The 20,008-nt window shown below is 68.6% G+C and carries 21 protein-coding genes; 1 reads left to right on the forward strand and 20 read right to left on the reverse strand.

Annotation, left to right across the window (positions count from 1 at the left end; all coding sequences use genetic code 11):
- Positions 1-5: 5 nt before the first annotated feature.
- From ntrB to ABIE41_RS21410, 20 genes are all read right to left on the reverse strand, one after another.
- A complete protein-coding gene (gene ntrB, locus ABIE41_RS21315; RefSeq protein ID WP_192642233.1) occupies positions 6-914 on the reverse strand; it encodes a nitrate ABC transporter permease in 909 nt (302 codons plus the stop codon).
- A gap of 34 nt (positions 915-948) precedes the next feature.
- On the reverse strand, positions 949-3,654 hold the full coding sequence (locus ABIE41_RS21320) for a nitrate reductase (protein ID WP_354193041.1): 2,706 nt from the start codon (positions 3,652-3,654) through the stop codon (positions 949-951).
- Between the two features lies 1 nt (position 3,655).
- Positions 3,656-4,870: an NAD(P)/FAD-dependent oxidoreductase gene (locus ABIE41_RS21325; protein WP_192642234.1), complete on the reverse strand. Its 1,215-nt coding sequence runs from the start codon at positions 4,868-4,870 to the stop codon at positions 3,656-3,658.
- Positions 4,871-4,874: 4 nt separating this feature from the next.
- Positions 4,875-6,194, reverse strand: a complete 1,320-nt coding sequence (locus ABIE41_RS21330) for a CmpA/NrtA family ABC transporter substrate-binding protein (RefSeq protein ID WP_192642235.1) — start codon at positions 6,192-6,194, stop codon at positions 4,875-4,877.
- 307 nt (positions 6,195-6,501) lie between these two features.
- Positions 6,502-7,548 (reverse strand): CmpA/NrtA family ABC transporter substrate-binding protein, encoded by a 1,047-nt coding sequence (locus tag ABIE41_RS21335; RefSeq protein WP_192642236.1) that lies wholly within the window; start codon positions 7,546-7,548, stop codon positions 6,502-6,504.
- 30 nt (positions 7,549-7,578) lie between these two features.
- Positions 7,579-8,163, reverse strand: coding sequence for an ANTAR domain-containing response regulator (locus ABIE41_RS21340; protein WP_192642237.1), 585 nt, complete (start codon positions 8,161-8,163; stop codon positions 7,579-7,581).
- A gap of 33 nt (positions 8,164-8,196) precedes the next feature.
- A complete protein-coding gene (locus tag ABIE41_RS21345; RefSeq protein WP_192642903.1) occupies positions 8,197-8,757 on the reverse strand; it encodes a HupE/UreJ family protein in 561 nt (186 codons plus the stop codon).
- Between the two features lie 40 nt (positions 8,758-8,797).
- The gene (ureG, locus tag ABIE41_RS21350) at positions 8,798-9,430 is read right to left on the reverse strand and encodes an urease accessory protein UreG (protein ID WP_192642238.1); all 633 of its coding nucleotides are present in this window, start codon (positions 9,428-9,430) and stop codon (positions 8,798-8,800) included.
- Between the two features lie 3 nt (positions 9,431-9,433).
- Positions 9,434-9,871 (reverse strand): DUF3995 domain-containing protein, encoded by a 438-nt coding sequence (locus ABIE41_RS21355; RefSeq protein ID WP_192642239.1) that lies wholly within the window; start codon positions 9,869-9,871, stop codon positions 9,434-9,436.
- Positions 9,868-10,542 carry an urease accessory protein UreF gene (locus ABIE41_RS21360; RefSeq protein WP_192642240.1) on the reverse strand — a complete coding sequence of 225 codons (675 nt, stop codon included), beginning with the start codon at positions 10,540-10,542 and terminating at the stop codon, positions 9,868-9,870. The genes ABIE41_RS21355 and ABIE41_RS21360 overlap by 4 nt, the downstream gene beginning before the upstream one ends.
- 9 nt (positions 10,543-10,551) lie before the next feature.
- On the reverse strand, positions 10,552-11,271 hold the full coding sequence (locus tag ABIE41_RS21365) for an urease accessory protein UreE (protein WP_192642241.1): 720 nt from the start codon (positions 11,269-11,271) through the stop codon (positions 10,552-10,554).
- Positions 11,272-11,299: 28 nt separating this feature from the next.
- Complete coding sequence (locus ABIE41_RS21370) at positions 11,300-11,587, reverse strand: putative quinol monooxygenase (RefSeq protein ID WP_354193047.1); 288 nt, start codon at positions 11,585-11,587, stop codon at positions 11,300-11,302.
- Between the two features lie 108 nt (positions 11,588-11,695).
- Complete coding sequence (locus tag ABIE41_RS21375; protein ID WP_192642243.1) at positions 11,696-12,733, reverse strand: ABC transporter substrate-binding protein; 1,038 nt, start codon at positions 12,731-12,733, stop codon at positions 11,696-11,698.
- 72 nt (positions 12,734-12,805) lie between these two features.
- Positions 12,806-13,057, reverse strand: a complete 252-nt coding sequence (locus ABIE41_RS21380) for a hypothetical protein (RefSeq protein WP_192642244.1) — start codon at positions 13,055-13,057, stop codon at positions 12,806-12,808.
- Positions 13,058-13,128: 71 nt separating this feature from the next.
- Complete coding sequence (ureC, locus tag ABIE41_RS21385; protein ID WP_192642245.1) at positions 13,129-14,865, reverse strand: urease subunit alpha; 1,737 nt, start codon at positions 14,863-14,865, stop codon at positions 13,129-13,131.
- Positions 14,866-14,920: 55 nt separating this feature from the next.
- Positions 14,921-15,541 carry an urease subunit gamma gene (locus tag ABIE41_RS21390; protein WP_192642246.1) on the reverse strand — a complete coding sequence of 207 codons (621 nt, stop codon included), beginning with the start codon at positions 15,539-15,541 and terminating at the stop codon, positions 14,921-14,923.
- The gene (locus ABIE41_RS21395; protein ID WP_192642247.1) at positions 15,538-15,852 is read right to left on the reverse strand and encodes a hypothetical protein; all 315 of its coding nucleotides are present in this window, start codon (positions 15,850-15,852) and stop codon (positions 15,538-15,540) included. Before ABIE41_RS21395 ends, ABIE41_RS21390 begins: the two co-directional genes overlap by 4 nt.
- A gap of 10 nt (positions 15,853-15,862) precedes the next feature.
- The gene (locus ABIE41_RS21400; RefSeq protein ID WP_192642248.1) at positions 15,863-16,717 is read right to left on the reverse strand and encodes an urease accessory protein UreD; all 855 of its coding nucleotides are present in this window, start codon (positions 16,715-16,717) and stop codon (positions 15,863-15,865) included.
- 123 nt (positions 16,718-16,840) lie between these two features.
- Positions 16,841-17,734 (reverse strand): PfkB family carbohydrate kinase, encoded by an 894-nt coding sequence (locus ABIE41_RS21405; RefSeq protein WP_192642249.1) that lies wholly within the window; start codon positions 17,732-17,734, stop codon positions 16,841-16,843.
- Between the two features lie 120 nt (positions 17,735-17,854).
- Complete coding sequence (locus tag ABIE41_RS21410) at positions 17,855-18,304, reverse strand: VOC family protein (protein ID WP_192642250.1); 450 nt, start codon at positions 18,302-18,304, stop codon at positions 17,855-17,857.
- A gap of 152 nt (positions 18,305-18,456) precedes the next feature.
- Between ABIE41_RS21410 and ABIE41_RS21415 the strand changes: the two genes are divergently transcribed.
- A complete protein-coding gene (locus tag ABIE41_RS21415; RefSeq protein WP_192642251.1) occupies positions 18,457-19,902 on the forward strand; it encodes a cation diffusion facilitator family transporter in 1,446 nt (481 codons plus the stop codon).
- Positions 19,903-20,008: the final 106 nt, after the last annotated feature.

The following is a 20,008-nucleotide window of genomic DNA, read 5'->3' on the forward strand; positions in this document are numbered from 1 at the left end:
CCTCCTCAGTTGACGAGCGTGCCGCGGGTGACGATCGCGCCGACGAAGGCGACCAGGCGGTCGAGCAGGAAGCCGACCACGCCGATGTAGACGAGCGCCACGATGATGTCGGACAGGCGCGAGGAATTCCACGCGTCCCAGATGAAGAAGCCGATACCGACGCCGCCGGTCAGCATTTCGGCCGCGACGATGGCGAGCCAGGACAGGCCGACCCCGATGCGCAGCCCCGTGAAGATGTAAGGCGCCGCCGAGGGCACCATGATCTTGAAGAAGAACTCGACCTGGTTCAGCCGTAGCACCTGCGCGACGTTGCGGTAGTCCTGCGGGATGTTGCGGATGCCGACGGCCGTGTTGATGATCACCGGCCAGATCGCGGTGATGAAGATTACGAAGATCGCCGAGGGCTGGCTGTCGCGGAAGGCCGCGAGCGAGAGCGGCAGCCAGGCCAGTGGCGGCACGGTGCGCAGCACCTGGAAGACCGGATCGAGCCCCCGCATCGCCCAGACCGACTGGCCGACGAGCGCGCCGAGCAGCACGCCGACGATCGCAGCGAGGCTGAAGCCGATGGCGACGCGCTGAAGCGAGACCAGGATGCGCCAGCCGAGGCCAATATCCTGCGAGCCCGCCCAGTAGAACGGTTCGACGATGAGATCCTTCGCCTCCTCCCAGATCTTGGTCGGCGGCGGCAGCGAAGATTGCGGGCCCGAGGCCGCGATCTGCCAGAACAGTGCGATCAGCGCGACCGTCACCAGCGGCGGCAGCACATTGACGAGGATCGCCCTGAGCCAGGGCAGCAGCCTGGCCGACAGCGGCTTGCGGGCGGGCGCCGGCAGCGCCACCACGCCGGGCTTGGCGCCCGGCAACGCAACCACCGTCGCGCCCGTCTCCACTTCCTTCAGGACGGCCCGACCCATCAGATTCTCCTCTGGTTGTCGCATCGCGAGGGCTTCATGCCGCGATCGTGGCGCGCGCCTGCGCGCCGATGCGGCGGATTTCGGGGAGGCAGGAGCCGCAATTGGTACCCGCCTTGAGCTGTCGGCCGATCTCGTCGGGGCTTGCCGCGCCTCCGGCGAAGGCGGCGCGGATCGCCGCGAGGCCGACGCCGAAACAGGCGCAGACGGTCGGGCCGGCATCGGCCGCGCCGTCAAGGCTGCGCCCGGCTAGCAGCGCGAGGCGATTGTCCGGCAGCGCCGCGTGATCAGCGAAGGCGCGTTTCATGCTGTCCCAGAGCGGCAAGCCGCCGAAGGGGGCAAGGAACAGGGCAGCCAGCAGCCGGCCGTCGCGGATGACGGCGCAGCGATAGGCGCCGCCGGCCATGTCGACCATCTCGGTCAGGTCCGCCTCTTCGAAGCGGGCCCTGACGGCGGCCATCAATTCGGCCGGCCCGGCATCCGTCGCGAAGAGCCGCGCCTCGCCGCCCTCGACCGCGAGCCTTGACCACCAGCTGCCCTCGGGCAGCATAAAGTCTTCGCGCGACAGCACGAAACCCTGCGCGGCATAGGTCACAGGCTCGACCGATGACGGCGTCGCCTTCATCTCCGGCTGGCCGGACCAGGGATCGCAGACAGCCTGGACGGCCGCACCAATGCGAGCATGAGAAGCGGTCTCCGCCGACCAGTGGATCGGTGCGAAGAGCGACCCGCGCGTCATGCCGGGATCGAGCGCGACCTTCAGCACGACGCTGCCATGGGCGTTGGCGATACGGGCGAAGCCGCCCTCTGTCAGAGCGTAGCGGCGCGCATCCTCAGGATGGATCTGGACGGATGGCTCGGCGCTGTGAGCGCTGAGCCGGGGGCTGAGGCCAGTGCGCGTCATCGTGTGCCAGTGATCGCGCAGGCGCCCCGTATTGAGCAGCAGCGGCATGGCTTCGCTCGCAGCACTGGCAAGCGCCGGGGTGGCGAGCGGCACCATCCGGGCGCGGCCATCCGCCGTGAAGAAGCCGCCTTCGGCGAAGAGGCGCGGCGTGCCGAGCGGCCGGGCGGCGGGGGCCGGCCATTGCACAGGCTGGAGTGCGTCATAGGCGCGCTTCGTCAGACCCGCATGGGCGCCGATGTCGAAATCGCGGCGGCCCTCATTCTCGAAGGCCGAGAGCGCGGCATGCTCGGCATAGATTGCGGCCGGGCCGGCATGGGCGAAGGCGTCCGCGAAGCCCAGACGCTGCGCGACCTGCGCGATAATCCACCAATCCGGCCTGACCTCGCCTGGCAGTAGCAAGAAGGCACGCTGGCGCGAGATGCGGCGCTCGGAATTGGTGACCGTGCCGTCCTTCTCGCCCCAGGCGGCCGCCGGCAGGATGAGATGCGGCTTCGCCGAGAGCGTGTCGTTGGAGAGCACGTTCTCCGAGACGACGAAGAGGTCGAGCCCGGAGAGCGCCGCGCGGACCCGGTCGGCCCGGGGCAGCGAGACAGCCGGGTTGGTCGCCATCACCCAGAGCGCGCGGATGCGCCCGGCCTCGACCGCCTCCATCATCGCGACGGCCTTCAGGCCCTCGGCCTGCGCCATCCGGGGCGCATTCCAGAAGCGCTGGACGCGGTCGATCTCCGCCGGGGCATAGCCCATATGGGCGGCCAGCATATTGGCCAGCCCCCCGACCTCGCGGCCGCCCATCGCGTTGGGCTGGCCGGTGAGCGAGAAGGGTCCGCTGCCCGGCTTGCCGATGCGGCCCGCCGCCAGGTGGCAGTGCAGGATCGCCGCGACCTTGTCGGTGCCCTGCGCCGACTGGTTGACGCCCTGGCTCCAGGCGGTGACGACGGCCGGCGTCTCGCTCCAGAGCGCGTAGAAGGCGGCGATCTCGGTCTCGTCGAGCCCCGTCCCGCGCGCGACCGCCGCCAACGAGGGCGCGATCTCGCGGGCATTGGTGAGGGCGGCTTCATAGCCCTCGACATGGCAGGCGAGGTAGTCCGCATCGGTCAGGCCGTGATCGGCGAGATGGACCAGCAGACCGGCAAAGAGCAGCGTGTCAGAGCCGGGCGCCAGCCGCAGCACCCTATCCACGTCTTCGCTCGTGGCGGTCGCGCGCGGGTCGATGACGACGATGCGGGCGCCGCGCTGCGCCCGGTTCTGCTGCATGCGGCGGAACAGGACCGGGTGGCACCAGGCGGCATTCGAGCCGACGAGGACGATCAGATCGGCCCGGTCGAGATCCTCATAGCTGCCCGGCACGGTATCAGAGCCAAAGACGCGGCGCTGACCGGCGACGGTCGAGGCCATGCAAAGCCGCGAATTGGTGTCGACATGGGGCGAGCCAATGAAGCCCTTCATCAGCTTGTTGGCGAGGTAGTAGTCCTCGGTCAGGAGCTGCCCGGAGAGATAGAAGGCGACCGCGTCCTGCCCATGAGCGGCGATGACGCCTTTCAGCCCATCGGCGACCGCGTCCAAGGCCACATCCCAGCTGACGCGCTCATAGCCGCCGGTTGCGGTGCGGCGCAGCGGATGCAGCACGCGCGAGTCGAGGCCTAGCGTTTCGCCCAGTGCCGCCCCCTTGGAGCAGAGCCGGCCGAGATTGGCGGGATGGGACGGATCGCCCGCGATGGTCGCACCGCCGCGCCCATCCGGTGTCGCGAGAACGCCGCAGCCGACGCCGCAATAGGGGCAGGTCGTGCGGATCGCCTCGGCAGGCATGGGTGGCCCGGGCTGATCGGCATCGCGACGCATCTCAGGCCGCCTCCGCCAGGCAATAGGGCTCGCCGAAGGGCAGTTCGCTGCGGATGGCGGAGATGTCCTGCCCCGAGCGGATCAGCCGGAGATAGAACAGCGCGCCCTGCGTATCGCCGACGAGGACGCAGCCGGCGAGGTGGCCGTCGCGGATGACGAATTTGCGGTAGAGGCCGGTCGCGCGGTCGCGCAGCACGATGGTCTGCGCCCCCTCCCCCGCCTCGAACTCTCCCGCGGAGAATACGCCGATGCCGCTGACCTTGAGATTGGTCGCCAGCAGCGAGCCGCGATAGCGCGCCTGCTGGCCGGCAAGCCGACGCGCCAGCACGCGCGCCTGTTCATAGGCCGGCTCGACCAGCCCGTAGACGCTGCCGTCGTGCTGGGCGCATTCGCCGATCGCGAAGATATCGGGATCGCTCGTGGCCAAACCATCGTCGACGAGGATGCCGCGGTCCACGCCGAGCCCGGCAGCCCGCGCGAGTTCCGCATGGGGCCGCACACCGATCGCGACGACGACGAGGTCCGCCGGCAGCACGGTTCCGTCCTGGAGCTCGACGGCCTCGACATGGTCGCGTCCGACGAAGCCTCGCGTGGCGGCGCCCAGCCGCAGATCGATGCCGCGCAGCGCGACGGCCTCGGCCAGCAGGGCCGCGCCCTCGGCATCGAGCTGGCGCTCCATCAGCCGGTCAACCAGATGCAGCAGCGTCACCCGCCCACCGCTGCGCGACAGCCCATAGGCAGCCTCGATGCCGAGCAGGCCGCCGCCGATGACGACGATGCGCGCGCCGCTACGGGCCCGCTCGCGCAGGGTCCGCACATCGGCCATGTCGCGGAAGGTCATCACGCCCGGCAGGTCGGTGCCCGGCAAAGGCGGCCGGACCGGCTTCGAGCCGGTCGCCAGGACGAGCTTGCCATAGGGCAGCGTTGCGCCGTCCGCGAGGGTCACGATCTTCGCGCCGCGGTCGATGGCGGTGACGCCGCGCCCATAGAAGGTCGAGACGCCGCGGGCGCGCCACCAGGCGGCCGGCTTCAGCTCGACATCGGCCTCGGCGATCTCGCCGGCCAGCAGCGGCGAGAGCAGGACGCGGTTATAGGCCAGCCGCGGCTCCTCGCCGATCACCGCGATGGCATGGCGACCGAGCGCGCGCTGGCCGAGTTCCTCGACCAGCCGCGTCGCGGCCATGCCCTTCCCGACGATGACGAGGGGCTCGGCCATCGGCTCAGGCGACCCGCTTGATCTTGAGGGCCTTGAGGTAGTCCATCGGCGCCGCGGGATCGAACTTCACGCCGTCGAAGAAGGTCTCGACGCCGCGGGAATCCGCGGTCGGGGCACCGGAAACGCCCAGTGTCTTGGCCGCCTCGCGCCAGAGATCCGAGCGGTTGGTCTTGTCGACCAGCGCCTTGATGTCGATCGTCGGCTCGAACTTGCCCCATCGGATGTTCTCGGTGACGAACCAGGTGTCGAGGCTCTTCCAGGGATAGGATGACGAGCCGCCCTCGCCCCAGAACTTCATCTGGAGATTGGTGCCCTTCACCTCGCGGCCATTGCCGTAGTTGATGTCGCCGAGCAGGCGCTTGTTGATGTCATTGACGGGAACGTTGAACCACTGCCGGCGGCCGACGATTTCGGAGAGTTCCTGGCGGTTCTCGCGCTTGTCGGCCCATTGCTGGGCTTCCATCACCGCCATCAGGATGGCCTGCGTCGCCTTCGGGTTGGCGTCGACGAAATCGGCCCGCATGCCGAGGATCTTCTCGGGGTGCCGCGACCAGAGTTCGCCGGTGGTCAGGGCGGTGTAGCCGATGTTCTGGTTGACGAGCTGCTCGTTCCAGGGTTCGCCGACGCAGAAGCAGTCCATCGTGCCGACCTTCATGTTCGCCACCATCTGCGGCGGCGGCACGGTGATGACCTTGATGTCGGTGTCGGGGTCGATGCCGCCGGCGGCGAGCCAGTAGCGGATCCAGAGGTCGTGGGTGCCGCCCGGGAAGGTCATGGCGGCGGTGAGTTCCTTGCCCGCCGCCTTCTTTCGCTCGAAGGCGAGCTTCAGCGGCGAGGCATCCTTCTGAACGTTCAGGTCCTTGTATTCGTTGGAGACCGAGATCGCCTGGCCGTCCTCGTTGAGGTTCAGCAGCGTGTACATCGGCAGCGGCTGGTTGTTCTGCATCACCTTCCCGGTGGAATAGAGATGCGTCTTCGGGCGCAGGATGTGGCCGCCATCGATGCCGTTGTTCTTGAAGCCGAGCGCCATGTTGTCGCGCGTCGCGCCCCAGCTCGCCTGCTTGGCGATGTCCATGTCGGGCAGGCCGTACTTCGCGTAGAGGCCCTTTTCCTTGGCGATGATCAGGGGCGAGGCATCGGTCAGCGCGATGTAGCCGAGACGCGTGCCCTTGACCTCGGGGCCCGCGCTCTGCGCGAAGGCGCCGGACGGCAGCGCGAGGCGCGCGGCGCTCAACAGCGCGGCGGCGCCCGACAGCTTCAGCAGCCGGCGGCGGCCGACATTCACGGATGCGGGCTTTGTGCTGGTCTCGACTGTGTTCGTCATCGATCGCCTCTCGGTTTGCGAAGGAAGGCCCGCCTGCCGCCGAACACGAAAAACGCCGCGCGAATGCACCCATGGGCACGTTCGACAGCGGCGTTGCTGTGCAGTTCCGGTTCGGAGGATGGCGCGGGCAGCGTTGGCCGCGTCGGATCAAGCCTTACAAGGTTCGTGCCAGCCGGCGCCGCGCAGGCGGCTGTCTGGAATTACAACAGCTTGGACGGTGCACGCAGGGGTTGGTGGCGCGATCAGACCCGGCCGATGAAGCGCAGAAATCAGGCGTGACTGCTCATTTCGGCGCCACGCCAGCGGATCAGGCGGTATCGATCGGAAAAGCGGCAGGCCGGAACACGGCGCGCGCCTGCTCCAGCATTCCGGGCGACGGGACGATCTGTCCGGCGCGTTCCATGCCCGCCAGAATCCAGTCGGCCTGCTCGGGAACCGGGCGCAGCGCCTCGCGATCGAAGCGGATGAAGCGCTCGACCTGGCGCGGCGGTCGCCCCGCGCCCTGCAGCAGATTGAAGTGCAGCACCGGCTCGAGGATTTCGACCGGGAGTGCGAGCCGGTCAGGCGCCGAGAGGTGCGCGGCGAAGCGCGGGATGTTGGCGGGGTCGCAGGCCCAGTCGCTGGCCCGCAGGATGGCCGCTGTCAGCTTCTGGACCGCGGCCGGGCGGCGCTCGATATCGTCGGCCTGCCAGGCGAGGACCTTATCGGGGCAGTCTCGCCGCAGATCGGTGCTGGTGTGGACCATCGCGCCGACCCCGGCCGCCACTGCAGCGGCATTCCACGGCGCACCCGCACAGAAGCCATCGACGCGGCCGCTGCGCAGGGCCTCGACCGTCTGGGGCGGTGGAACAACCTCGAAGCGGATATCCGTCCCCAACGAGAGCCCGGCCTTCGCCAGCCATTCGCAGATCAGATAGGTGTGGCTGGAGAAGCCGAAGACGGCCGCCAGCGTGAGCGGCGGCAGCCCCGAGGCCTTGCGGCGGGCGACCAGCGCCGCGAGCGCGCGGGCGGACACCGTCGTATCGGCCATATCGCCCTCGGCGAGGCGCGCGAGTTCCTCATAGCGCCGCAACGTCACCGTGATCGCGGCACCGTCGAGATTGAGCGCGAGCGGCACTGCCATGGGCGCCCGGACGCCACCGACGCCGAGCGTCGCGGCGATGGCGGCTGGGCCGAGCATATGGGCGGCGTCGAACAGGCGAACGTTGAGCTTGTCGCGCAGATTGGACCAGGACACCTCGCGCACGAGTTCGAGGTTCAGCCCCTCGGCCTCGGCGAACCCCTCGTCCTTGGCCAGCACGACCAGCGCGCAATCGACCAGCGGCATGAAGCCGACCCGCAGATGCAGCGTCATGTCAGCACCTCGGTCATGTCAGCACCTTGGTCATTTGAACACCTCGGCGGCCGTGATGATCGAGCGCGCGATGTCGACGAGCTTGCGCTTGTCGTTCATGGCGGTGCGCCGCAGCAGGGCATAGGCCTCCTCCTCCGGCAGGCTCTTCATGCGCATGACGATGCCCTTGGCTTTGTCGACCAGCTTGCGCTCCTCGAGCTGGGAGCGGGCCTCGTCCAGTTCCTCGCGGAGCTTGCGGAAGGCGTTGAAGCGGCTGATGCAGGTCTGCAGGATCGGTTGCATCCGCTCCTTCTTCAGCCCGTCGACGATATAGGCGGAGACGCCAGCCTCGACTGCGGCCTCGATCGAGGCGGAATCGGACTGGTCGACGAACATGGTGATCGGCCGCCGGACATGGCGGCTGACCAGGAACATGTCGGCCAGCGCATCGCGGCTGGGGTCCTCGAGGTCGATCACGACCACGTCGGGATCATGGGTCTCGATCGCCTTGACCAGGCCCTGCGTCGCGCCGATCCGCACGAGATCGGTGAAGCCGGCCTCGCGCAGGCCCTCGTCGATGATCGCCGCCCGCACCGGGTTGGCATCGACGATCAGGATCTTGAGATCGGGCCTCACGGGCGGCGCCGGGTCAGGCGGTGCGACGGCCGCCTAGCCCGCGAGCAGGGCCAGCCCCGCCAGCGCCACGCCGCCACCGGCAATGCGCGCCAGCAGGGGGGCCCGCGCAGCCAGAACACCGGCCGCAGCGAGCCCCGCGCCATGCAATGCGGCGGTCGAGAGGACGAAGCCGAGTGCGTAGCCGAGCCCGCTTGCGCCTGCGGGAAGCTCGGCACCATGGGCGTAACCGTGGAAGATCGCGAAGATCGCGCAGGCTGCGGCGCCGGCCGTCAGCGGCGGGCTCGCCTTCAGCGCGATGGCGAGGCCGAGCACGACCACCGAAACGGCGATGCCGATCTCGACGCCGGGCAACGCCTCACCCGACATGCCCCAGAGCCCGGCCAGCACCATCATGCCGACGAAGGCGAACGGATAGGCGAAGCGCGCGCGACCGCCGGTGAGCCCGGCCCAGAGGCCGACGGCGACCATGGCGAGGACATGGTCTATCCCGAGCAGCGGGTGCATCAGCCCCGCCCCGAAGCCATGCACGGCGCCGGTGCCGGTATGGGCCAGAGCGGGCCCGGCGAGCGCCGTCGCGATCAAGGCCAGAGCCATTCGTGTCGTCGCCGCCATCGTTGCAATCCCCGTCCGTTCGTCATGCCGCCGGCGCAGCCCTCAGCCCGCCGGCCGTCTCGATGAAGTCGATCACCGCGTCGACGCCCTCGCCCGCCTTGGTGTTGGTAAAGGCGTAGGGCCGCTTGCCGCGCATCGTCTTCGTGTCGCGTTCCATGACTGCAAGATCCGCGCCGACATGGGGGGCGAGATCGGTCTTGTTGATGACCAGCAGATCGGAGCGGGTGATGCCGGGGCCGCCCTTGCGCGGGATCTTCTCGCCGGCCGCGACGTCGATCACATAAATCGTCAGATCTGCCAGTTCGGGCGAGAAGGTGGCGGCGAGATTGTCGCCGCCGGACTCGATCAGGATCATGTCGAGATCGGGAAACTTGCCGCGCATCTCCTCGACGGCGGCGAGATTGATCGAGCAGTCCTCGCGGATCGCGGTATGCGGGCAGCCGCCGGTCTCGACGCCCATGATGCGCTCCTGCGGCAGCGCGCCGGCCACCGTCAGCAGCCGCGCATCCTCCTTGGTGTAGATGTCGTTGGTGATGGCGCAGAGGTCGTAGCGGTCGCGCATGCGCTTGCAGAGCACCTCCATCAGCGCCGTCTTGCCGGAGCCGACGGGGCCGCCGATGCCGACGCGGAGAGGGCCATGGGGGGAACGGGTCACGGGTCAGACTCCTTGAAACAGCAGAACGGCGTAGCCGGCGGCAACCGTGAGACACAGCGGCGAATACATGCGCCCGTCGATCGTGGCGAAGGGCTCGACGGGATGCTTGCGCCGCCAGGCCGGCAGGAAGCCTGCGATGCCCCGGAGCAAGAACACGGCCATGATGGCGCCTCCGACGCTCCGGGCGAACCAACCCGTCGCGACCGTCCCGAACCAGCCGGCCAGCAGCAGCGGCCAGAGCGCGGTGACGGCGATCACGGCTGCCACAAGCAGGCACATGGCCGGCGGTGGCATGCGCTTCAGACGGGGGTCTCCGACGACCCGGCGAACGAGGTCCTGCTCGCCGGAAGCCGGCCAGAGACCGCCAAGTCCCCAGTAGGCATGGAGAAGTGCGACCGCCGCCAGCACGAGCGCGAGCGCCGGGGCGACGACGCCCGTCACGAGCGGAACAGCCGCGAATACTGCGTCTCGTGGCGCAGAGAGGCGAGATCGGAGCGGAAGGCGCAGCCGCCGAGGTCATCCAGCGTCGCAGGCTCGGCTTCCGCGGCCGCCGCCTGCACGGCGGGAACCAGTGCGGCGGTAAGCCTCTGCCCGTCGGTCTGGCCGACGATGCCGAGCCGCACCGAGGCCGAGACGAGATTGGCGACGAAGGCCAGGCCATAGGCCTCCAGCGACGCCGCGAGCGGCAGGCCGTGACCCGCGCTGGCTGCCGCGACGGCCAGCGGATAGGCGATATCCTCCGGCCAGATCCGCTTGAGGCGCTCGATCGCCTCGCAGGGCCAGGCGGCCCGCAGCGCCGCGACGAAGGCGTTGCCCTGCGTCACCGTCTCGAGCCGGCGCTCGGCGGAGTTCGCCAGCGCCAGGGCGAGTTCGGCGATCTCGGCCAGCGCCGCATCGTCGCCTGCATTGAGCGCACGGGCGGCACAGGCGAAGAGGATCAGGTCGTTGCGCAGCGAGCCGTGGACGACGAGCGCCTCGAGCCAGTCCCGCAGTGTCGCAGCGTCATGCAGGTCGCCGCATTCGAAGGCCCATTCGAGGCCGTGGGAATAGGCGAAGGCGCCGACCGGGAAGGACGGCGACAGCCAGACCATCAGGGGCAGATGGGCCGCCATGCGCGCTGCTCAGTGATCGTGGCTGTGGCCCTTGTGGCCGTGTTCGGCGCCGTGCTTGTGGCCATGGTCGTGATGCGCGTGGTCATGCCCGCAGCCGCAGGCGTCACCATGGGCGTGCGCATGCGCTTCCGCATGGGCGTGCCCCTTGTCGCCATGAGCGTGCGCCTCGGCATGACCATGGGCGTGCGTCGCGTGATCGTGCCCATGATGCGCGTGGTCGTGATCATGGTGGTGGTCGTGATGACCATGATCATGATGGCCATGGGCGTGGCTGGGATGGTCGCAATTGGCGTGGTCGTGGTCGTAGGCGCCGCGCTCGGGCTGGAACGGCCGCATCACGGCCTGCATGGCGCAGCCCTGACCGCGCACCATTTCGGCCAGCACATGGTCGTTCTCGATATAGATCGCGTCAGTGGTGATCTCGGCGGGCGTATGCCGGTTGCCGATATGCCAGGCGACGCGCATCAGCCGCAGCGGGTTCTCGGCCTTGATCTCGAGCAGGCTCTGCGGCGCGGCCTTCACCAGCACCAGACGGCCATCCTCGAGCTTGACGGCGTCGCCGTCGCCGAGCGCCGTCGCCTTGTCGAGATCAAGCAGCACGTCGAGCCCGCCATCGGCCTTGAGCGCGAGGCGGCGGCGGTTGCGATCGTCATGGTCGAGCGTCAGCGTATCGACGACGCGGTCTTGCCTGACGGCGGCCTTGCGAACGACGGAGGTGGCGCGAAGCATGATGGATAGTCCGTGACTGAAGCGAAGATCAGAGGCGGTCGATCGACCGCGGCTCGATCACTTCGATCACCGGAGGCGCCATGACGCAAGCCCTCGTCGCCTTCAGGAATGTCACCATGTGCTCCGAGCGCATGTGGCGGTCGATGTCGGCGCGGGTCTCCCAGCTCTCGAACGACACGAAGCGGCAGGGGCTCGTCAGGCTCTCGTGGAACTCGTAGCCGAGGCAGCCGGGTTCCCGGCGGGTCGCCTCGATGCAGGCAGTGGCGGCGGCGACGAACGTCTCCCAGGTATCGGGGGCGGACCTCGATACGGGCAATGACGAGAAAAGGATCGGACAAAAAGCCAGGCTCCGAACGCAACGGTGATGAAGCCCGATTACGCGAAGGAGCGGCTGGCGGATGCAGATGCCCGATCCTCCCCGCGCTCAGCGCGGCTGGGACTTCACCTCCGCATCGAACTTCTTCAGCAGTCGCGACCGCTCGGCCGGGGAGCCCCAGCGCGGGGTATCGTAGTCGATCAGCTTCATCTCCGAGAACTTCGGCGCGTCGGGGGACAGGGCCGAATTCCGGTTCGAGGGGATCGAGTTGATCTTGAGCTTGGCGTTGATGTTCTGCGCCTCGGGCGACAGCGTGAAATCGACGAAGCGTCGCGCGGCGTCGGGATTGCGGCCGCCCTTGATGATCGAAACCGAGCCGGTCTCGTAGCCCGTGCCCTCGCAGGGAGCGACGGTCTCGATCGGCGCGCCCTGCAGCTTCTGGGTCAGCATGTCGTGGATGAAGGCGATGCCGACCGTCGTCTCGCCGAGCGCGGTCGCCTTGACCGGGGCGATCCCGGACTTCGTGTACTGGTTGATGTTCCGGTGAAGCGCCTTGAGGTACTCGAAGCCCTTCTCCTCGCCGAGGCGCTGAACCGTGGTGGCGAGGAAGACATAGGCCGTTCCCGAGGAATTGGGATCGGCGATCTGGACCTCGTCGCGGAGCTTGGGATCGAGCAGGTCGGCCCAGCATTTGGGGGCGGCGATGCCGCGCTTCTTGAGCAGTTCGGTGTTGTAGCCGATGCCGAGCGCCCCGAGATAGATGCCGTTCGTCCGGAATTTCGACTGCTCGGCATGGCGCTGCGCCCAGTCGAGCAGCTCGGGGAGTTTCGGCGACTTGTACTCGTCCAGCAGCCCCTCTTCCGCCGCCTGGAGATGCGGCTCGCCGGGCCCGCCCCACCAGACATCGCCGCGCGGATTGCCGGCCTCCGCCTTCACCTGAGCATAGACCTCGCCCGTGCTCTTGCGGACCATTGCGACCTTGATGCCGGTCGATTTCTCGAACATCGCCGCGCCCTCGCGGCACTGTTCCTCAAGAATGGAACAGTAGACGGTCACCTCCTGCGCCTTGGCGGGCGCGAGACCGCCCCAGGCGGCGCCCAAGAGGGACAAAGCCGCCAGAATGCGGGTGGTCTGGCGTCGATCCATGGCGTTCTTCCCTGTCGGCTTGTGTTTTGCCGACTAGAGAATGGACGAGGCCGGGCTGTCAATGATGCGGGTTCAGCCGTCGCGCGTGCGATCCGGCAGGGCATCGACCGCTTCGGCGGCGCCCTGATCCCGGCCGAGTACGCCCTCGCGCAGCACCTTCGTCGCCGCCTCGGCCTTCGCCTCCGGTGCGGTGGCGAGCGGCTCGGTGTCCGGCGTTGCGGTCAGACCGATCTCCGCAGGCTTGCGGGAATCGTTTCGCGCCGTCGCGGCGAAGGTGGCGAGCGCTTCCGGCTGCTGCCCTTCGGGATCCTTGTCGGTAGCCATGGCGAACCTCCCTGTTCTGGAGGGAGAGGAACGCCAGGGCGAGGTGGGCTGTTCCGCGCCGTGCTGCGTCGTCAGAACAGGAAATAGCGCTGCGCCAGCGGCAGTTCCTTGGCGGGCTCGCAGACGAGCAGTTCGCCGTCGGCAACGACCGCATAGGTCTCCGGGTCGATCTGGATGTCGGGCGTGGCGTCGTTGTGGATCATGCTCTTCTTGGAGATGCCGCCGCGGGTGTTCTCGACCGCGACCATCTCCTTCTCGGTGCCCAGCCGGTTGCGCAGGCCGTTGGCCATCGCGGCCTGCGAGACGAAGACCAGCGAGGTCGAGGTCACCGCCTTGCCGAAGGCGCCGAACATCGGGCGGTAATGCACCGGCTGCGGCGTCGGGATCGAGGCGTTCGGGTCGCCCATCGGGGCAGCGGCGATCATGCCGCCCTTGATGATCAGGTCCGGCTTGGTCGCGAAGAAGGCCGGCGACCAGACCACGAGATCGGCGAGCTTGCCGATCGCGATCGAGCCGATATGGCGCGAGATGCCATGCGCGATGGCGGGGTTGATCGTGTATTTCGCGACATAGCGCTTGGCGCGGAAATTGTCGGCGCCGGTGCCGACATCCTGCGCGAGCGTGCCGCGCTGGACCTTCATCTTGTGCGCGGTCTGCCAGGTGCGGGTGATCACCTCGCCGACACGGCCCATGGCCTGGCTGTCCGAGGACATCATCGAGAGCGCGCCGAGATCGTGCAGGATGTCCTCGGCCGCGATCGTCTCCTTGCGGATGCGGCTCTCGGCGAAGGCAAGATCTTCCGGGATCGAGGGCGACAGGTGATGACAGACCATCAGCATGTCGAGATGCTCGTCGAGCGTGTTGACGGTGAAGGGCCGCGTCGGATTGGTCGATGACGGCAGGACGTTCTCGAGGCCTGCGACCTTCATGATGTCGGGCGCATGGCCGCCGCCCGCCCCTTCCGTGTGGAAGGCATGGATGGTGCGGCCCTTGAAGGCGGCGATCGTGTCCTCGACGAAGCCGCTTTCGTTGAGCGTGTCGGTGTGAATCATCACCTGCACGTCGTAGTCGTCGGCGACGGAGAGGCAGTTGTCGATCGCAGCCGGCGTCGTGCCCCAGTCCTCGTGCAGCTTCATCGCGCAGGCACCGGCCTCGACCATCTCGATCAGGGCGCCGGGCAGCGCCGCGTTGCCCTTGCCGGCGAAGGCGAGGTTCATCGGGAAGGCGTCGGCGGCCTTGATCATCTGGCCGAGGTGCCAGGGGCCGGGCGTGCAGGTCGTCGCCAGCGTGCCGTGCGCGGGGCCGGTGCCGCCGCCGAGCATGGTGGTGAGCCCGCTCATCAGCGCATCCTCGATCTGCTGCGGGCAGATGTAATGGATATGGCTGTCGAAGCCGCCGGCAGTGACGATCTTGCCCTCGCCTGCGATGACTTCGGTGCCCGGGCCGACGATGATCGTCTCGGTGGGGTCGAAATTGCCGAAGCCGCTCTGGATGTCGGGATTGCCGGCCTTGCCGATGGCACAGATGCGGCCCGCGCGGATGCCGATATCGGCCTTCACGATGCCCCAGTGGTCGAGGATCAGCGCGTTGGTGATGACGGTGTCGACGGCGCCGTCGGCATTGCGGACCTGGCTCTGGCCCATGCCGTCACGGATGACCTTGCCGCCGCCGAACTTCACCTCCTCGCCATAGGTCGTGAAATCCTTCTCGACCTTGATGACGAGATCGGTGTCGCCGAGGCGCACCGTGTCGCCGGTGGTGGGGCCGAACATCGCGGCATAGGCGTTGCGGGGGTAATTGAAGGGCATCGTGTCATCTCCTCGAGGCGGATCAGGGCTGCGGCAGTTCAGAGCGTCAGACCGCTCAGAGCTTCCCCATGACCTCCTGCCGGAACCCGTAGACCTCGCGCTTGCCGGCGACTGCGACCAACCTGACCTCGCGGGTCTGGCCCGGCTCGAAGCGCACCGCCGTTCCGGCGGGGATATCGAGCCGGAAGCCAAGCGCCTTGTCGCGCTCGAAGGCGAGTGCCGGATTGGCCTCGAAGAAATGATAATGCGAGCCGATCTGGATCGGCCGGTCGCCGGTGTTGGAGACGGTGAGCGAGAGGCTCTCGCGGCCCTCGTTCATGACAAGGTCGCCCGGCAGCGTCGTAACTTCGCCGGGCTTCATCGTGTCGGACGCGCCGCGGATCGGCTCGTGGACGGTGACGAGCTTGGTTCCGTCAGGGAAGGTCGCCTCGATCTGGACGTCGTGGATGAGGGCGGCGATACCGTCCATGACCTGGTCGGCGCGCACCACATGGGCGCCCGCCTGCATCAGGTCGGCGACGGAGCGGCCGTCGCGCGCGCCCTCGACGACGAAGTCGGTGATCAGCGCGACGGCCTCGGGATAGTTCAGCTTGACGCCGCGCTCGAGCCTGCGTCGCGCGACCATGGCGGCCATGGCGACGAGCAGCTTGTCCTTTTCGCGCGGCGTCAGATTCATGTCTTGTCCTTCTCTTCGTCCTCGTCGGCGCCGTCCGAACCCTCGTCCTCGCCGTCCTCGTCTTCCGAACCGTCTTCGTCCTCGATGCCGAAATCGGCATATTCATAGGCGAAGACGATCTCGCCCGTCGCCGGGTCGAAGGCGCTCGCAGTCGAGTCCTCGAAGGCCTCGATCAGCATCTCGGCATCATCGGGGCCGGCTACGTCGAAGCGGCGCACCGCCTCCTCGCCCTCGCCGCTCAGCGCCAGCTCGATCGCCCAGCCCCGCGCGCCGGTGTCGTAGATGCATTTCAGACCCTGGATCGCCAGCATGATGCTCTCCTCAAGTTGACCAGGTGCGCGGCAGCGCACGGCCGGTCAGATGCCCGAGCAGCGTGACGAGCACGCGACGTAGGGCCTGGGCATCGGGAGAGAGAAGGCGGACGACCAGAAGGTCGCAGACGAGGCCGGCGCCGAGCTCGACCGCGCCGGCCTGCGCCTCCTCGGCGAGCGCGCGGACCTGCTCCAGCCTGTCGGCGAGCTCGCCACCGGCGACGAGGATCGTCGCGGCGGCGCGGGCGCCGGCGCCGATCGCGGAGCGCCCCAGCGTTTCGGCAATCGCGCCCTCAAGCCGGGCATCCTCGGCAAAGACGAGCTTCCCGTCGCGGCGGATGCGCCAGCGGTCGCGCAAGGCGCCGCGCTGCACGCTCTCGCCCATGGCGCTGCGGCCGAAGAACACGCTCTCGCAGGCGACGAGCCGGGCATCGGCCGCAAGATCGACGGCGAGGCGGCGGTTCAGGCGCGCGCCGGAGAACAGGATGCTCTCCTGCGGCACCCAGCAGAGCGAGGCGCCGGCGGCGACGCTCAGGCGGGTCTCGATGCGGGTGTCGCCCCCCTGGCTGCGGTAGATCTTCTCGGCGGCCTGGGTGGTGACGATCGCTTCGCTGCCGGGGCCAAGATCGACCGTCACGCTCATCGTGTCGCCGCCGGCCATGCCGCCGCCGGTGTTGATCAGCACGGCCTCGCTGGTTGCGTCGAAGGTGGTGGGGAAGCGGGCGCGGTAGCCGCCGGATTCGGAGAGGTCCAGCCGTAGCGTCTGTGCACCGACGCGGCCAAAGCGCAGCGCCACCCCGCCCGCGGCGCGGACATAGGCGGGCAGCAGCGGATCGGTGGCGGCCGGAACGGGCGGCGCGTACATGGAGGGTCCCGAACGGGCTGGCGGAGTCGAACGACGCTGCAATCTTCCGCGCGCGTCGTTTTCCGGCAAGAGCCTCGCCCGCCTCGGCTGCCCAAATAATGGGCAATCCCGGCCTATGGGCTCTCAGCCCCGCTGCGTCAGAAAGGTCTCGATCTCCTCACGCCGCGGCGTACCGGCCCGCCCGCCGAAGCGGGTGCATTTGATCGCCGCTGCCGCCGAGGCGAAGCGGATCGCCGATCGCTCGCTTTGCCCCTCCGCCAGCGCGAGCGCGAAGGCGCCGTGCCAGACATCGCCGGCGCCGAGCGTGTCGACGGCCTCGACCGCGAAGGCGGGCAGATGAGCGACCGTGCCGTCCTCGACGAAGAGCACGCCGTCCCGTCCGAGCGTGACCGCCAGCCAGGTCGACCCGTCGCGTGCGATCCGGGCGAGACCGGCGCGCGGGTCCTCCTCGCCGGAGAGTTCCGCCAGGGCCTGGGCGCTGAAGGCGACATGGCTTGCGGTCGCGACCAGATCGGGATGGGGTGGCTTGCGGTCGCCGTCGAGCACACCGGGCACGCCGGCGGCGCGTGCGAGCCGCAACGCCGCGAGCGCGCCCTCGCCCCAGCGCGTGTCGGCGAGCACGGCCCGCGCCCCCTCCGGCAAGGCGTTCGGGAGCCAGTCCGTGTCCTCCGGCATCTCCGGATCAGAGTAGGAGATCACCATGCGCTCGCCTTGGGCATCGACCAGGATGGCCGAGACCGGCGAGCGCAGGCCGGGCACGCGGCGGGCAAAGCCGGTTTCCACGCCCTCGCGCGCGAGATCGGCGACGATCTGGTCGCCGGTCAGGTCGTCGGCGAGACGCGTCGCCAGCCAGCACCGGCCGCCGAGCCTGGCGATGGCCACCGAAGCATTGCCGGCGCAGCCACCACCGACGACCGCGAGACCCTTCGAGCGGTATTTTTCACCGCGCGTAGGAAGGGTCTCGACGCTGTAGACATAGTCCAGCGTCGAGATGCCGAGACAGAAGACGCCGGTCATCGCAGCGGGTCGCGGTCCGTCCGGGCAGCAATGCGACGCTCCCGTTCAACGCAAATGGGTCCTTCCGGATGCATCACCCCATCCCCTCACAGACGCGCACCAGTTGCCAGCATCCGGCGCCTACCAGACGCCGGTGTTCGGCATGCTCAGCCACGGCTCCGCCGGGGCCTTCGGGTCGCCCTTCTGGAGCAGTTCGATCGAGATATTGTCGGGCGAGCGGACGAAGGCCATGTTGCCGTCGCGCGGCGGGCGGTTGATGGTGACGCCGGCCTTCATCAGCTTGTCGCAGGTGGCGTAGATGTCATCGACCTCATAGGCGAGATGGCCGAAATTGCGGCCGCCCGTGTAGGTCTCGGGGTCCCAGTTATAGGTCAGCTCCAGCGTCGGACGACCGCGGCTACCCTGCTGGCGCACGGTCTCGACCTCGTCGGGCGCGGCCAGGAAGACCAGGGTGAAGCGGCCCTTCTCGTTTTCGATCCGGCGGGTTTCGACCAGGCCGAACTTGTTCACATAGAAATCCAGCGAGGCGTCGAGATCGGTCACGCGGACCATGGTGTGGAGATAGCGCATCGATTTGTCCGTTTCCTCTTCGGCCCGACGGTGGCGGCGGGCGCATCCTTGCGGCGTTCACCTGATGGTGTCGGGTTGATCCTACCGTTGAATCGGGCGAAAGCATCGCCGCTCGTGAACACAGTTCCAAGACGCAGCCGGCAGGACAGGCCATGAGCTCAACGCAAGACGGTCTGGAGGGCACGCCCGCCCGCGCCAGCGCCGCCCAGATGGCGCAGATCAAGCAGCGCGCCGCGATTCTCTCGGTGATGGCGACGCTGCTGCTCACCGGCGCCAAGATCGTCGGCGCGATCCTGTCGGGCTCGCTCGCCCTGCTGACGGACGCCCTCCAGGGCCTGATCGATGTCGGCTCGACCCTGTTCACCTGGTTTGCCGTGCGCGTCTCGGACAAGCCGGCCGATGACGAGCACCATTACGGCCATGGCAAGGTCGAGGCGCTGGCCGCGCTGGTCGAGACCGCGATCCTGTTCACGCTGGCGGGCGCGATCCTTTGGGAAGCCGGCAACCGGCTCTGGACGGGGCTGATCGAGACCGTCTCGGTGACGCCCATCGTCATCGGCATCATGCTGCTCTCGATGGTGGTGGATGCGATCCGCTGGCGCTCGCTGACGAAAGTCGCGAAGGAGACCGGGAGCGAGGCGCTGGCGGCCGAAGCGACGCATTTCTCCGCTGATTTCGTCGGCTCCGCCCTCGTGCTCGCCGGTCTCGTCGGCGTCTGGTACGGCGTCGCCCGGGCCGACACGATCGCCGCCTTCGCAATCGCGGCCTTCACCGCGCTGTCGGCCTACCGGCTGGGGCGGCGGACCATCGACACCCTTCTCGACGCGGCGCCCAAGGGGGTGAGCGAGCGCCTGCGCGAGGGCGCCGAGAGCGTGCCCGGCGTGGTCGGCGTCAACTGGCTCAAGGTCCGCCCGACGGGCGGGCGCATCCATGGCGAGATCGGCATCACCGTCTCGCGCACGCTGCCGCTGGAGCGGGTGGCGGCGATCCGCGAGGCTCTGACCGCAGAGTTCGAGCGGATCGAACCCGGCGCCGCGATCGCAGTCACCACCGACCCGGTCCAGGTCGACGACGAGACCGCGCTGGAGCGCGTGCTGCTGATCGCGCTCAAGCTCAAGATCCCGGTACACCACGTCTCCGTGCACACGATCGGGCAGCGGCTCTCGGTCAGTCTGGACATGGAGGTCGAGGCGCGCCTGACGCTAGGCGAGGCCCATGAGATCGCGACGCGGCTTGAGGCGGCGATCCGGGACGAGTTCGGCGGCGAGACCGAGGTCGAAACCCATATCGAGCCGATGGAGACCGGTGCGCCGGCCGGCCATGACGCCGCCTGGGATACAGTCGAGGATATCGGCAAGGCACTGGCCACTGAAACCGCGACGCTGAAGGGGCCGATCCACGACATCCACAATGTCAGGGTCCGCCAGACGTTGAACGGCCTGGTGGTGAACTATCACTGCCGCGTCGATCCGGCGCTCGACGTCGCCGCGGTTCATGCTGCCGTCGACCAGATCGAGCGGGCCGTACGGATCGCGCGGCCGCAGGTCTGCCGCCTCGTCAGCCATGCCGAACCCGCCATCGCCGGGCCCGCAAGCTAGGCGCAGGCACCCTCCGGCAGGCTTTCGGCCCAGCGACACGGGGCCGAGCTTTCGGCTCGCGGGCCGCCGGGCTACAGACCTTTCTACATATCCGGCGCGCCGGATG

Origin of the sequence: Bosea sp. OAE506, assembly GCF_040546595.1 — a bacterium.
Taxonomy (GTDB): Bacteria; Pseudomonadota; Alphaproteobacteria; order Rhizobiales; family Beijerinckiaceae; genus Allobosea.

Excerpts from the sequence above, each read along its gene's own strand:
- ABIE41_RS21320 (WP_354193041.1), bottom strand. The coding sequence starts at position 3,654 with ATGCGTCGCGATGCCGATCAGCCCGGGCCACCCATGCCTGCCGAGGCG.
- ABIE41_RS21330 (WP_192642235.1), bottom strand. The coding sequence starts at position 6,194 with ATGACGAACACAGTCGAGACCAGCACAAAGCCCGCATCCGTGAATGTC.
- ABIE41_RS21405 (WP_192642249.1), bottom strand. The coding sequence starts at position 17,734 with ATGACCGGCGTCTTCTGTCTCGGCATCTCGACGCTGGACTATGTCTAC.
- ABIE41_RS21395 (WP_192642247.1), bottom strand. The coding sequence starts at position 15,852 with ATGCTGGCGATCCAGGGTCTGAAATGCATCTACGACACCGGCGCGCGG.
- ABIE41_RS21375 (WP_192642243.1), bottom strand. The coding sequence starts at position 12,733 with ATGGATCGACGCCAGACCACCCGCATTCTGGCGGCTTTGTCCCTCTTG.
- ABIE41_RS21390 (WP_192642246.1), bottom strand. The coding sequence starts at position 15,541 with ATGAATCTGACGCCGCGCGAAAAGGACAAGCTGCTCGTCGCCATGGCC.
- ABIE41_RS21335 (WP_192642236.1), bottom strand. The coding sequence starts at position 7,548 with ATGACGCTGCATCTGCGGGTCGGCTTCATGCCGCTGGTCGATTGCGCG.
- ABIE41_RS21400 (WP_192642248.1), bottom strand. The coding sequence starts at position 16,717 with ATGTACGCGCCGCCCGTTCCGGCCGCCACCGATCCGCTGCTGCCCGCC.
- ABIE41_RS21325 (WP_192642234.1), bottom strand. The coding sequence starts at position 4,870 with ATGGCCGAGCCCCTCGTCATCGTCGGGAAGGGCATGGCCGCGACGCGG.
- ABIE41_RS21380 (WP_192642244.1), bottom strand. The coding sequence starts at position 13,057 with ATGGCTACCGACAAGGATCCCGAAGGGCAGCAGCCGGAAGCGCTCGCC.
- ABIE41_RS21410 (WP_192642250.1), bottom strand. The coding sequence starts at position 18,304 with ATGCGCTATCTCCACACCATGGTCCGCGTGACCGATCTCGACGCCTCG.
- ureC (WP_192642245.1), bottom strand. The coding sequence starts at position 14,865 with ATGCCCTTCAATTACCCCCGCAACGCCTATGCCGCGATGTTCGGCCCC.
- ABIE41_RS21415 (WP_192642251.1), top strand. The coding sequence starts at position 18,457 with ATGAGCTCAACGCAAGACGGTCTGGAGGGCACGCCCGCCCGCGCCAGC.
- ABIE41_RS21360 (WP_192642240.1), bottom strand. The coding sequence starts at position 10,542 with ATGGCGGCCCATCTGCCCCTGATGGTCTGGCTGTCGCCGTCCTTCCCG.
- ABIE41_RS21345 (WP_192642903.1), bottom strand. The coding sequence starts at position 8,757 with ATGGCTCTGGCCTTGATCGCGACGGCGCTCGCCGGGCCCGCTCTGGCC.
- ABIE41_RS21365 (WP_192642241.1), bottom strand. The coding sequence starts at position 11,271 with ATGCTTCGCGCCACCTCCGTCGTTCGCAAGGCCGCCGTCAGGCAAGAC.
- ntrB (WP_192642233.1), bottom strand. The coding sequence starts at position 914 with ATGGGTCGGGCCGTCCTGAAGGAAGTGGAGACGGGCGCGACGGTGGTT.